This is a genomic window from Amycolatopsis sp. FBCC-B4732 (assembly GCF_023008405.1).
GTDB classification, from domain to species: Bacteria; Actinomycetota; Actinomycetes; order Mycobacteriales; family Pseudonocardiaceae; genus Amycolatopsis; species Amycolatopsis pretoriensis_A.
Window position 1 is genome coordinate 6,888,365 of record NZ_CP095376.1, and the last position, 11,636, is coordinate 6,900,000.

The 11,636-nt window shown below is 72.1% G+C and carries 14 protein-coding genes; 7 read left to right on the forward strand and 7 right to left on the reverse strand.

Annotation, left to right across the window (positions count from 1 at the left end):
- The first annotated feature begins 264 nt into the window (after window positions 1–264).
- Together MUY14_RS47020 and MUY14_RS47025 are read left to right on the forward strand one after the other, a co-directional pair.
- Window positions 265–738: an FAD-dependent monooxygenase gene (locus MUY14_RS47020; RefSeq protein WP_281506195.1), complete on the forward strand. Its 474-nt coding sequence runs from the start codon at window positions 265–267 to the stop codon at window positions 736–738.
- Window positions 669–1,340, forward strand: a complete 672-nt coding sequence (locus MUY14_RS47025) for an FAD-dependent monooxygenase (RefSeq protein WP_281506337.1) — start codon at window positions 669–671, stop codon at window positions 1,338–1,340. The genes MUY14_RS47020 and MUY14_RS47025 overlap by 70 nt, the downstream gene beginning before the upstream one ends.
- Here the strand turns inward: MUY14_RS47025 and MUY14_RS30270 are convergent.
- From MUY14_RS30270 to MUY14_RS30295, 6 genes are all read right to left on the reverse strand, one after another.
- Window positions 1,337–1,843 carry a YbaB/EbfC family nucleoid-associated protein gene (locus MUY14_RS30270; protein ID WP_247014318.1) on the reverse strand — a complete coding sequence of 169 codons (507 nt, stop codon included), beginning with the start codon at window positions 1,841–1,843 and terminating at the stop codon, window positions 1,337–1,339. The genes MUY14_RS47025 and MUY14_RS30270 overlap by 4 nt on opposite strands.
- A 4-nt stretch (window positions 1,844–1,847) precedes the next feature.
- Window positions 1,848–2,228, reverse strand: coding sequence for a YbaB/EbfC family DNA-binding protein (locus MUY14_RS30275; RefSeq protein WP_247014320.1), 381 nt, complete (start codon window positions 2,226–2,228; stop codon window positions 1,848–1,850).
- A gap of 3 nt (window positions 2,229–2,231) precedes the next feature.
- Entirely contained in the window at window positions 2,232–3,353 is a 1,122-nt protein-coding gene (locus MUY14_RS30280; protein WP_247014322.1) for a C40 family peptidase, read from the reverse strand.
- Complete coding sequence (locus MUY14_RS30285; RefSeq protein WP_247014324.1) at window positions 3,350–3,700, reverse strand: hypothetical protein; 351 nt, start codon at window positions 3,698–3,700, stop codon at window positions 3,350–3,352. The genes MUY14_RS30280 and MUY14_RS30285 overlap by 4 nt, the downstream gene beginning before the upstream one ends.
- 112 nt (window positions 3,701–3,812) lie before the next feature.
- Entirely contained in the window at window positions 3,813–4,556 is a 744-nt protein-coding gene (locus MUY14_RS30290; RefSeq protein WP_247014326.1) for a thioredoxin domain-containing protein, read from the reverse strand.
- Between the two features lie 72 nt (window positions 4,557–4,628).
- Window positions 4,629–5,135 (reverse strand): MauE/DoxX family redox-associated membrane protein, encoded by a 507-nt coding sequence (locus MUY14_RS30295; protein WP_247025311.1) that lies wholly within the window; start codon window positions 5,133–5,135, stop codon window positions 4,629–4,631.
- Window positions 5,136–5,223: 88 nt separating this feature from the next.
- On the opposite strand from MUY14_RS30295, the gene MUY14_RS30300 reads away from it, so the two are divergent.
- The 5 genes from MUY14_RS30300 (at window position 5,224) to MUY14_RS30320 (ending at window position 11,045) form a co-directional block, all read left to right on the forward strand.
- Window positions 5,224–6,054: a glutamate ABC transporter substrate-binding protein gene (locus MUY14_RS30300; protein ID WP_247014328.1), complete on the forward strand. Its 831-nt coding sequence runs from the start codon at window positions 5,224–5,226 to the stop codon at window positions 6,052–6,054.
- Entirely contained in the window at window positions 6,051–8,435 is a 2,385-nt protein-coding gene (gene hrpB / locus MUY14_RS30305; protein WP_247014330.1) for an ATP-dependent helicase HrpB, read from the forward strand. Before MUY14_RS30300 ends, hrpB begins: the two co-directional genes overlap by 4 nt.
- Before the next feature lie 99 nt (window positions 8,436–8,534).
- Complete coding sequence (locus tag MUY14_RS30310) at window positions 8,535–9,449, forward strand: ATP-binding cassette domain-containing protein (RefSeq protein WP_247014331.1); 915 nt, start codon at window positions 8,535–8,537, stop codon at window positions 9,447–9,449.
- Window positions 9,446–10,210 carry an ABC transporter permease gene (locus MUY14_RS30315; protein ID WP_247014332.1) on the forward strand — a complete coding sequence of 255 codons (765 nt, stop codon included), beginning with the start codon at window positions 9,446–9,448 and terminating at the stop codon, window positions 10,208–10,210. Before MUY14_RS30310 ends, MUY14_RS30315 begins: the two co-directional genes overlap by 4 nt.
- A gap of 244 nt (window positions 10,211–10,454) precedes the next feature.
- Entirely contained in the window at window positions 10,455–11,045 is a 591-nt protein-coding gene (locus tag MUY14_RS30320; protein WP_247014333.1) for a hypothetical protein, read from the forward strand.
- A 27-nt stretch (window positions 11,046–11,072) separates the two neighbouring features.
- Here MUY14_RS30320 and MUY14_RS30325 read toward each other — a convergent pair whose 3' ends face one another.
- Window positions 11,073–11,606, reverse strand: coding sequence for a TetR/AcrR family transcriptional regulator (locus MUY14_RS30325; protein WP_247014334.1), 534 nt, complete (start codon window positions 11,604–11,606; stop codon window positions 11,073–11,075).
- Window positions 11,607–11,636: the final 30 nt, after the last annotated feature.

Genomic DNA, 11,636 nt, shown 5'->3' on the forward strand with positions numbered 1-11,636 from the left:
CCAGCCTTCACCCCGACCAGCGCCTCCTGGCTCAACCTGGTCGAACGCTGGTTCGCCGAGCTGACCAACCGCAAGCTCCGTCGCTCGGCGCACCGCAGCGTCACCGAACTCGAAACCGATGTCGACGCCTTCACCGAGGTCGTCGGCCAGACGCCGGGCCGCTACCAGGCCGGGCTGGACCGGCGGCGCTAGGTTGGCGGGTTTCCGGTATCCGTTGTCCCGTCACCGGTGGGGCGCGCCCCCGGCCGGAGCCACAGTGGAGTCATGACTGAACACACCACCGTCGTCGTCATCGGAGCCGGGGTCGCCGGGCTCACCCTCGGGAACCTCCTGCTGCGCAGCGGGATCGGCTGCGTCGTCCTGGAAAAGCACAGCCGCGAGTACGTCGGGCGGCGGCAGCGAGCCGGGACCATCGACAGCCGCGGCGTGCGCATGTTCCGCGAGTGGGGCCTCGAGGAGGTCTTCGCGAACGACGCCTTGCCGGACGTCGAGGCCGGCTTCTTCCTCGACGGCGAGGAACTCTCGATCGACTTCGCCGGGGACGAAAGCGTTTTCTGCCCCCAGCAGGTCCTCGTCCGGAATCTCACGGACGTCTTCCTGCGCGCGGGCGGGGATCTCCGGTTCGAAGCCGACGACATCACATCGCCGGCTGCGACGGCGATCGCGGGATCAGCCGGACGGCCTTCCCCGACGGCGTCCTCACCCGGTACTCCCGCGAATACGGCTACGCCTGGCTGAGCGTCCTGGCCGAAGTGGCCGCCGCCCCGTCCGGCATGGCGATCCACGCCCGCGGCCTGGCGGGGATGATCCCCCGCGGCGCGCACGCCAGCCGCGTCCACCTCCAGTGCCCGCCCGGCGACGAACTCGCGCACTGGCCGGACGAGCGCGTCTGGAGCGAGCTGAGCGCCCGCTTCGGCCGGCCGGTCACGCCCGGCCGGATCGCCGAGAAGAGGCTGGTGCCCCTGCGCAACGTGGTCCACAGCCCGATGCACCACGGCCCGCTGTACCTGCTCGGCGACGCGGCCCACATCGTCCCGCCGATGAGCGCCAAGGGAATCCACCTCGCGCTCTTCGACGCCGAGGTCTTCGCGAACGCCGTCGTCCGCCGGGCGCAGGAGGACGACCCGAGCCTGCTCGGCGGCTATTCGGAGACGTGCCTGCGCCACGTCTGGAACTACCAGGCCTTCGCGGCGTGGCTCACCGACGTCATGCACGACGCCGGAGATCCCTCCTACGCGGGGGAATTCCGCAAGCGGACCGCCCGCGCGGAGCTGGAGCGCCAGTTCACTTCCCCCGCCGCGGGCCGCCTCTTCGCCGAGTTCCTCGCCGGCGTGAGTTAGCGGTCCGAGCGCAGGGAAGCCGGGTCGAAGGACTCCCAATACGCGTCCTCGTCCTCGACGTTCGAAGCCGCCGGAGCAGACGGAGCCGCATCCGAAGGTGCCGCGCCGAGGCGCTCGGCCCGCAGGCGCTGGAACTCCTCCACCGTCATGCCCGGGTCGTCGTCCTCGGCCCGGGCCGGCGCGGGCATGCCCGTCATCTGCTCGATCATGTACGTCATGTCTTCGCCCAGCAGCAAAGCGACCCGGTTGTAGGCGTCCTGGGTCGCCTCGCGCATGGCGGCCCGCGCGACCTCCACCACCCGCGGCGCCAGCTGCTCGCCCAGGTTCACCGCGGAAGGCGCCAGCCACAACCGAAGCAGCTTCCCGCGCGCGTCGACCGTCGCCTCGACCTGGCCGTCGACGTCGTGGGCGGTCCCGGAAGCGGCGGCCATCAGTTCGTCCACTTGGGACATCGCCGCTTCGCGCGCCCGGGCCTGGGCGATCAGCTGGCGGGTCGTGATCACCGCGTCATCTCCCGTACGTGTAGGTCTCGGCGTCCGGGTCGTCGTCCGGGATCGGCTCGTAGCCCAGCACTTCCAGCTGCGACGCGTCCACCACCGGCGCCAGCGCGTGGTACATCTTGTCGCCCGCGCGGCGGGTCGCGCGCTGGGCCAGCTCGAGGATCTGGTCGGCGAGCACCGCCGAGCCGTGCCGCAGCGTCGAGCGGTGGATCGTCAGCCCGGTCAGCAGCCCGCCGGGGGCCACCTGGACCTCGATGGTGCCGTCCGGGGACGACGCCTTGCCCACCACCGGGCCCGAGCGGGCGAAGCGCGCCGAAGCGTCGGCCTCCGCGCGGTCCGCCTGCTCGGCGATCCGCGCGGCCGCCAGGTCGATGTCGAAGTCAGCCACGACTCACCCCGTCGGCCGGTAGAACCCGATGAACGACTGCCCGGCGTTCGTGGTGCGGATCTTGCTGATCTGCACCGGATCCCCCGCCTCGACCATCTGGCCGTCGCCGATCACCATCGCCACGTGGCCGGACCACACGACGAGGTCGCCGGGCAGGAGCTGGTCGATCGAAGGCACCTCGGCGCCGACCGTCTGCTGCGCCGCCGTCCGCGGCAGCTGCAGGCCCGCGTCCTGGTACGACGTCATGGTCAGCCCGCTGCAGTCGAGGCCCTGGCCGCGCGCGGTGCCGCCCCAGACGTACGGCACGCCGAGCTGCGAAAGGGCGTTGCGCACGGCCTTCGCCGCCGTCTCGTTCGGCGCCATGACCTGCTTGCCGCCGGGGAGGTTGATCGCGACGCCGGAGCCGGGCTGCGGCGGGATCGCGACCGGCAGCCGGGGCTTGTGCACGGCACCGCCGCCACCGCCGCCGCCTCCCCCACCGCCGCCGTCCGAGCCGCCGCCGGAGTAGCCGCTGTCGCTGTTGAACGACGACCCGACCTTCGTCGACGACGCGCTGCTCGACGACGTCGTCTGCTCGCCGCCGCCCAGCCGGGTGCCGATGTCGGTCAGCTGGGTGATCGTCTGCTCGCTGAAGGTCGCGGCCTGTCCGGTGAGCTGGCTGATCTTCGTCTGCAGCTTCATCAGGACGTCGCGCGACGCGGCGGCGCGGCTTTCCGGCGGCTGGATCGACTTCACCGCCGCCAGCGCCTTCATCGACGCCGAGATCTCCTTGATGATCTGGTCGCGGACCTGGTCGTTCTTGATCTCGCCGACGTGCAGCGCCTCGGCGGCCTCGGTGACGGCCTTCTCGATCTCGGCGCTCTCGTCCAGGAGGTCCTGGACCTCTTTTTCGAGGCTCTGCGACGTCGCGGTCGCCCGGTCGGTCGTCGAACCCGAGCTGGCCGAGGCCAGGTTGACGCGCTGCTCGCCCGCGACGTCGCGGGTGCGGCCCACCGACGTCTGCAGGGCGTGGTGCGCGTCCCGCGCGCCGCCGATCGCGGCCGGGTCGTGGCGCACCTTGTCGGCGAACTGGTTCGTGGTGTCCAGGCCGTGCCGGACGAGCTGGTCGGCGTGGTGCTCGGTCACGCGGGGCCCTGCCCGAGCTCGGTCCCGAGTCGCCGCACGACGTCGCCGTGCTCGGCTTCGACCGCCGCGTAGTTGCGATCGGTCTGCCGGGCGGCCTCGCCGACCTGGCGCCAGCCGCCGCCGACGCGGTGCATCCGCTCCTGCAGCGCGCGCATCCGGCCGCTGTAGGCCCCGGAGAACCCGGACTCACCGCCCATTTCCGAGAAGCCGTGACCGCCGAGCGTCACGTGCGGGCCGACGTGCTTGTCGGCCGCACCCTTGACGTCATCACCGAGCGGGTCGACTTCGCGCGCGTACCGCGTGTACGCGCCGTCGTCGACGTGAAACCCCGAATGCGAACCGTCCACTGGCCCTCCCTGTCACCAGGGGTGCGACGTGCGCACGCGACCCCCGGTTCCCCTTGCTGCGGGATTCAGCCTAGTCGACGTTCCGTGCCCGCGTGGGCGAATTGCCCCGGGGTCAGCCGGTGACCTTCTTGAGCCAGTCGGGGTCCTGCCAGGACACGATCGAGCCGTTCGCGGTGACCGTCGGCGTGCCGAAGCCGCTCTGGCCGCCACCGAAGTCCTGCGCCAGCTTCGGGTCCTTCTCGATCTGCTGGAACGCGCTGTCGAGCTGCTCGTCGTACGTCCCCGCGTTGACCGTCTGCGCGAACGCCGGATCGGTGATGCCGACGTTCTTGCCGAGCTCGATCAGCTGCGCCTTGTCGTAGCCGCGCTTGCCCTCCTCGGGCTGGTTCGCGAACAGGGCGTCGTGGAACTGGACGAACTTGCCGGCGTCGGCCGCGGCCAGTGCCGCGTTCGCCGAGTCGAGGGAGTAGCCGGGCGGGCTCGAGCGCTGGTTCAGCAGCGGCACCATGTGGTAGCGGACCTGCAGCTTGCCGTCGTTGACGGCCTGCTCGACCTGGCCCTTGTACTGCTTCTCGAACTCGCCGCAGATCGGGCAGAGGAAGTCGGCGTAAACGTCGATAGAGGCTTTGGCGCCGGCCTTGCCGACGGTGACGACCACACCGTCACGCTTTTGGGTGACATCGGCGGCGAGCGAACTGGTCGTCTCGCCGGCGCCGATGATCTGGCCCTCGGTCTTGTTCCGGTCCGAGATCGTCCAGATCACGCCGCCGATCACGAGCGCGGCCACGACGACCACGGCGGCGATCCCGATGATCCACTTCCGCTTGTCCCCGGACGCGCCCCTGGCCTGGGCCACCGCCTTGGCTCCCCCGGCCTGCGCGGCCTGACGACGCTTCCGAGCGGTCCGCTCAGCTCCACCCACTGTGTATCAATTCCCTTCCGCGATACCCGAGTAGTCGGACCTGGGCTCGGTGGAGTTCCCGCGACCTCGCGCCAGCCAGCTGTCGACCGACAGCCAGGTGCGCGGCCGCGCCAGCAGCCACCCGGCGAGCAGCGCGAATCCGGAGTCGCGGAGGATCTCCTGCGGGTACTCGGTCTGCCCCGCCGCCACCTGGCCGCCGCCGCCGAAGCACCCGCAGTCGATGCTCAGCCCGCGCGCCCAGGACTGGGCGATGCCGGCGATGAGCACGACGAGCAGCACCAGCGCGGCGCCCGCGGCCCACCGGGTCGCCAGGCCCGCGAGCAGGAACAGCCCGAGCACGAGTTCGACGAGCGGCAGCGCGATGGCCACCACGTTTTCGAGTGCGTCCGGGAGCAGGTCGTACGCCTGCACGGCGATCAGTGTCTGCCCCGGATCCGCCAGCTTCAGCGCACCCGAAACGAGCCAGACGGCAGCCAGCCCGAGCCGGGCGAGCGTGCCGACGGCGTCCAGCACGGGTTGGGACGGTCGCACCACGCACTTAGGCTAACGGGAGGACCTGAGAACTTCGTGAGGGCAGGGCAGCGGCGGAGGGAGCGGCTGGATGCGGTGGCGCACGCTCCTCGCTTCGGCGTTGTTGCTGGTCACGGCGTCGGCGTGCGGGCCGGCGAGCGTTTCGCCCGGCGACTCGCTGGTCACCCGTGCGAGTGCCACGGATCACCTGACCATCGGCATCCGGTTCGACGCGCCGGGCCTCTCGGAGCACACCGTGGACGGCCGGTTCGTCGGGTTCGACGTCGACGTCGCGACTTTCGTCGCCTCGGAACTCGGGGTCGCGGCGAAGGACATCACCTGGCGCGAAACGACGCCGGCGACGCGGGAAACGGACCTCACCTCCGGTGCGGTCGACCTGGTCGTGGCCACCTATTCGATCACCGACAAGCGCAAGCAGGTCGTCTCGTTCGCCGGGCCGTACTTCACCACCGGCCAGGACCTGCTGGTGCGCCGGACGTCGGCCGACATCACCGGGCCGGAGGCGCTCAACGGGCGGCGGCTGTGCTCGGTCACCGGGTCGACGCCGGCCCAGCAGGTGAAGGACAAGTTCGCCCAGGCCGTCCAGCTGGTCGAGTACCCGCGGTACTCCGACTGCGTGACGGCGCTGCTGGCCGGCCAGATCGACGCGGTCACCACGGACGCGGTGATCCTCGCCGGGTACGTGACCCGCGACCCGGAGCTGCTGAAGATCGTCGGGAAGCCGTTCTCGGCGGAGAACTACGGCGTCGGCCTGCGCAAGGGCGACACCCAGGGCGTCAACGCGGTCGACGACGCGATCCGCAAGATGATCTCCTCCGGCGAATGGCTCCGCTCGCTCAACGCGAACATCGGGCCGTCCGGTTACCAGCTGCCCCCACCCCCCGAGGTCACCGCGAAGTGAAACTGCCCGACCTGCCGGTCCGCGCGGTCCTGCCCGACGTGCTTTCCGCACTGGACGCCCACGGCACCGCGGTCCTCGTCGCGCCGCCCGGCACGGGGAAGACGACGCTGGTCCCGCTCGCACTGGCCGAAGCGGGCGGCCGGGTCGTCGTCGCGGAGCCGCGGCGCCTGGCGGCCCGTGCCGCGGCGGCGCGGATGGCCGCGCTGCTGGGCGAACCGGTCGGCGAGACCGTCGGCTACGCCGTGCGCGGCGACCGGAAGGTGTCCGCGCGCACGCGCGTCGAGGTCGTGACGTCGGGCCTGCTGGTGCGGCGGGTGCAGGGCGATCCGGAGCTGCCGGGCGTGTCGGCGGTGCTGCTCGACGAGTGCCACGAGCGGCACCTGGACGCGGACCTGCTGCTGGCGCTGCTCCTGGACGTCCGCGCCGGGCTGCGCGACGACCTCCGCCTGCTGGCGACGTCGGCGACGGTCGCGGCCGGGCGGCTGTCGGCGCTGCTCGGGGACGCGCCGGTGGTCACGGCCGAAGCGCGGACCTACCCGGTGGAGTTCTCGTACCTGCCACCGGCGCGGGGCGAGCGCGTCGAGGCCTGCGTCGCCCGGGCGGTGCGGACGGCGTTGTCGTCGGGCGAGGGGGACGTGCTCGCTTTCCTTCCCGGCGCGGGGGAGATCGCGCGTACGTCGGGACTTCTGCGATTGTCCGAATCGGACACTGTAGACGTGCTGCCGCTGCACGGCCGGTTGTCCGCGGCGCACCAGGACGACGCGCTGCGGCCGCGTGGCCGCCGGCGGGTGGTGCTGGCGACGGCGGTGGCCGAGTCGAGCCTGACCGTCCCGGGCGTGCGCGCGGTGGTGGACTCGGGACTGGCGCGCGTGCCGCGGGTCGATCACCGGCGCGGGCTGCCCGGCCTCGCGACGGTCCGCGTGTCGGCGGCGGTCGCGACGCAGCGCTCGGGCCGCGCGGGCCGCGAGGGGCCCGGGCGGGCGTACCGCTGCTGGGCGGAGAACGAACAGTCGCTGCTGCCCGCGTACCCGGAGCCGGAGATCCGCACGGCGGAGCTGGCGCGGCTGGCGCTGGAGCTGGCGTGCTGGTCGACGCCGGACGGCAGCGGCCTGGCCTGGTGGGACCCGCCGGGCGAGGGCGCGCTGGCGGCGGGCCGGGCGCTGCTGGCGACGCTGGGCGCGACGGCCGACGGCGTCGTGACCCCGCGCGGGCGGCGGATGGCGGAGCTGGGCCTGCACCCGCGGCTGGCCCGGGCATTGCTGGACGGTGCTTCGGCGGTCGGCGCCCGGAACGCGGCGGAAGTGGTGGCCCTGCTGGATTCGGGCGGCACGCTGACCGACGTCGAGGCCGAGCTGCGCCGGCTGCGAAGCGCGAACGACGACGCCTCGCGCCGCTGGAAACGGGAGGCGCAACGGCTTTCCAAGCTCGTGACCGGCGCCGGGAAACCGGATCCGGCGCTGGTCGTCGCGCTCGCGCACCCCGAGCGGCTCGCCCGGCGGCGGCCCGGCGGTGCGCCCGTCTACCTGATGGCCGGCGGCACCGCGGCCGAACTCCCGCCGGGCAGCGGCCTCGACGCCGAATGGCTGGCCGTCGCCGAAGCCACCCGCGACCCCGGCCGCGTCCACGGCACGATCCGCCTCGCCGCGGCCGCCGACGAACGCCTCGCCGTCCGCGCCGGCTCGGTGTCCGAAGTGGACGAGGTCACCTGGGACGGCGACGTCGTCGCCCGCCGCGTCCGCAAGCTCGGCGCGATCACGCTTTCCGAGAAGCCGTTGAAGGACGCGAACGTCCACGACGCCCTCGTCGCCGGCCTCCGCGCCGAAGGCCTCGGCCTCCTCAAGTGGCGCCCGGACGCGACCCGCCTGCGCGAGCGGCTCGCGTTCCTCCACCACGTCCTCGGCCCGCCGTGGCCCGCGGTGGACGACGCCGCACTGCTGTCCGATGTGGACAGCTGGCTGGACCTCTCCGCCGCCCGGCGGAAAGCGGACCTCGCGAACATCGACGCCGGCACCGCCCTCAAGGCCCTCCTCCCCTGGCCGGAGGCGGCGAAGCTGGACGACCTCGCCCCGGACCGCCTGGAAGTCCCGTCGGGCTCCCACATCCGCGTCGACTACCGCGAAGACCGGCCGGTACTGGCCGTCAAGCTGCAGGAGACGTTCGGCTGGACCGAGACCCCCACGCTCGCCGGCGTCCCGGTGGTCCTGCACCTGCTCTCCCCGGCCGGCCGCCCGGCCGCCATCACGGCCGACCTGGCCGGCTTCTGGACGACGGGCTACCCGGCGGTCCGCGCCGACCTGCGCGGCCGCTACCCGAAGCACCCCTGGCCGGAGGACCCCGCGACCGCCGCCCCGACCCGGCACACGTCCCGCCGCCGCGGCTGACCCCCGCCGAAAGTCGGGGGCGGCGCGCGACCGACGTCCGATGCTCCCGGCACCCCGGAAACCCCAGACTCCCGGTACAGGCGAACACCGGGAGGAACCATGATCACGCTTCGCGCACTCACGAAGCGCTACGGAGAAAAGACCGTCGTCGACGCGCTCACGTGCGACGTCGGACCGGGGCGGGTGACGGGGTTCCTCGGCCCCAACGGCGCCGGGAAGTCGACGACCATGCGGATGACCGTCGGGCTCGACCACCCGCAGCAGGGCGAAGCCCTCGTCGGCGGGCGGCGCTACGCCGAGCTGCGGCACCCGCTGCGCGAGGTCGGCGCGCTGCTCGACGCCAAGGCCCTGCACCCCGGCCGTAGCGCCGGGAAGCACCTGCTGGCCATGGCGCGCAGCAACGGGATCGCGGCTTCGCGGGTCGACGAGGTGCTCGCGACCGTCGGGTTGTCGGACGTCGCGGGCAAGCGCGCCGGCCAGTTCTCGCTCGGCATGGGGCAGCGGCTCGGCATCGCGGGCGCGCTGCTCGGCGACCCCGGCGTGCTGCTGTTCGACGAGCCGGTCAACGGCCTCGACCCGGACGGCGTCCGCTGGGTCCGGCAGCTGATGCGGTCGCTCGCGGCCGAGGGGCGGACGGTGTTCGTCTCCAGCCACCTGATGAGCGAGATGCAGCTGACCGCGGACCACCTGGTGGTGATCGGCAAGGGCAAGCTGCTGGCCGACGCCCCGGTCGCGGAGTTCATCGCGGGCAACTCCCGCACGACGGTCTCGGTGCGCGTCCCGGCCCCGGCCGAACTCACGACCTTGGACGCCCGGCTGCGCGCCGAGGGCGGCCTGACCCACCCCGGCGAGCCGGACGAGCTGGTGGTGGACGGCGTCGACGTCACCCGCGTCGGCGACCTGGCGCACGAACTGGGGATCCGCCTGCACGGCCTCGCCGAACGGACGGCGTCGCTCGAGCAGGCGTACATGGAACTGACCGCTTCTTCGGTGGAATACGGGGTGTCGGCATGACGACGGCGGTGCGCGGCGCGGCGGCTTCGGAGTGGACGAAGTTCTGGTCGGTCCGGGCCACGTGGTGGTGCCTGGTCTCGGGAACGGCCCTGATGCTGGGCTACGCCACGCTGTCGGGAATCGCCCAGCGCTACAACGACGACGCACTGGGGGCGAACACGATCGCCCTCGGCGGCGGCTTCTACCTGACGCAGTTCGCGGCGATCGCCTTGGCCACACTGTTCGTGACGAGCGAATACACCGGCGCCGGCATCCGTTCGACGCTGCTGTGGACCCCGGTCCGCCCGCGGGTGGTCGCGGCGAAGGCGGCGGTCCTGCTCCCGGTGCTGTCCGGCTTCGGAGTCGTGCTGGCGTGCGCGGGAATGGCACTGGCCAGTGTGGTGAAGGACGGCTACGGCCTGCCGACGTCGTTCGAAGGAGCGTTCACGACGGCCTCGGGCATGGGCGGCTACTTCGCCCTGCTGGGCCTGCTGTGCACGGGCGCCAGCTGGGCGCTGCGCAGCGCGGCGGGCACGCTGGTGTCGGTGATCGTGCTGCTCATCCCGCTGCCGCTGATCGTGGCTTCGCTGGGCCTGCCGGAGCTGGTGCCGTACTTCCCGGGCATCGCCGGCCTGAACGCGATGGTGGAAGCGGGCCACCCCAACCCGATCACGACGACCCCGGCCCCGTACGCCCCTTGGGTGGGCCTGCTGGTGTGCGCGTGCTGGACGGCAGTGGCGCTGGCGGTGGGGACCGCGGTGCTGCGCCGCCGGGACGCCTGAGCGCGCGCACGAAAAAAGGGAGGACCCACCGGGTGGTGGGCCCTCCCTGGTTTGGCCAACGAAAGAGGCCAACAAAAGGAGCCGGATCTGCCAGCGATCAGCAAAGCCGCCAGAGACGATGGCGACCACGGGATCGACTGCGCATGACAACTCCTTTTGTCGGAACAGGCCGAACCGATCGGCCTTCGCTCTCTATAATCCAGATGCGACGGGCATGGAGGCAAGCCGAAGAGCGAGCGTTCTTGTGTCAACTGCCGAACTGATCCTCGCCGCTGTCACGACGATCATCGGCGGCCTGATCGGGCTCGCGGTCTCGTATTACTTCTTCCGCGTCGGCGGGGCCGCGAGGCTCAAGGTCGTCACCGGGCTCGACGAGGTCGCCCGCATCGATCCCGCCACCATCGGCGTGCAGGTGAAGATGAAGATCGGCACCACCGACATCTCGAACCTGCTGGTCCTCGAGGTCTCCGTGGAGAACCGTGGTGCGAAGGACCTGGTGATCGAGGGCGCGGACGACCCCGCCCAGCACGACCTCCGCCCACGCATCGAGCTGCCCGAGGGCTTCCGCGCCCTCGCCGATCCGTGGAACCCGGACGGCGCCCGGCCGGAGGCCGACGTCCGGCTCGCCCGGCAGCTCCGCGATTCCCGTCAGGTTTTTTACGTCCACATCCACCGCCTGGCTCGCGGCGCGACCGTCCGAGCGCGAATAGTCTGCACCCAGAAAGGTGAGCAGAATTCCGGACAAATTGTGGACACTTCGATGCAGTTCAGCCCCGGCTTCTTCCCCGACGTCGACATCAAACCGGCGGGTTTGCTCGAAAAAGCCCGCCAGTGAGAAACTCCCGGACGCGGGCAACCGGACTCACCCCACCCCGATCCCCGCCAGGATCTCCCGGGCACTCTTCACCAGTGACCCCCGGGAAGCCGGCACCGAAGCCCCCGCCAGCGCGCCGAAGATCGTTCCCTCCATCCAGTCCACCACCACCCCCGCGTGGCGCACCGGGTCCGCTGATCCCGCCGCCGCCAGCACCTCCGCGGCTCGGCGGCGGATCAGCGCCCCGCCCGAGTCGTACTCCGCGCGCAGCTCGGGCCGCCGCGTGGCCTCCAAAGCGAACTCGTACCGCGCCAGCATTCGCGTCCGGCCAGAAGTGATCGCCTCGAACGCGTACCCCGCGATGAACTCCGCCAGGTCGCCCGAGGACGCCGAAACCTGGTCCAGCTCGACGATCCGCGCGAAGGCCAACGACAGCAGCGCCGCCCGCGTGCGCGCGTAGTACGACGTCGAACCCACCGGCAGGCCGGCCGCGCGATCGACCGCCCGGTGGGTCAGGCCGCGCATGCCGTCCGCCGCGATCACCTCGATGGCCGTGTCGGCGATCACCTCGAGACGTTCCACCCCCTCACTCTACAGGTGTAGAGTCCTCTA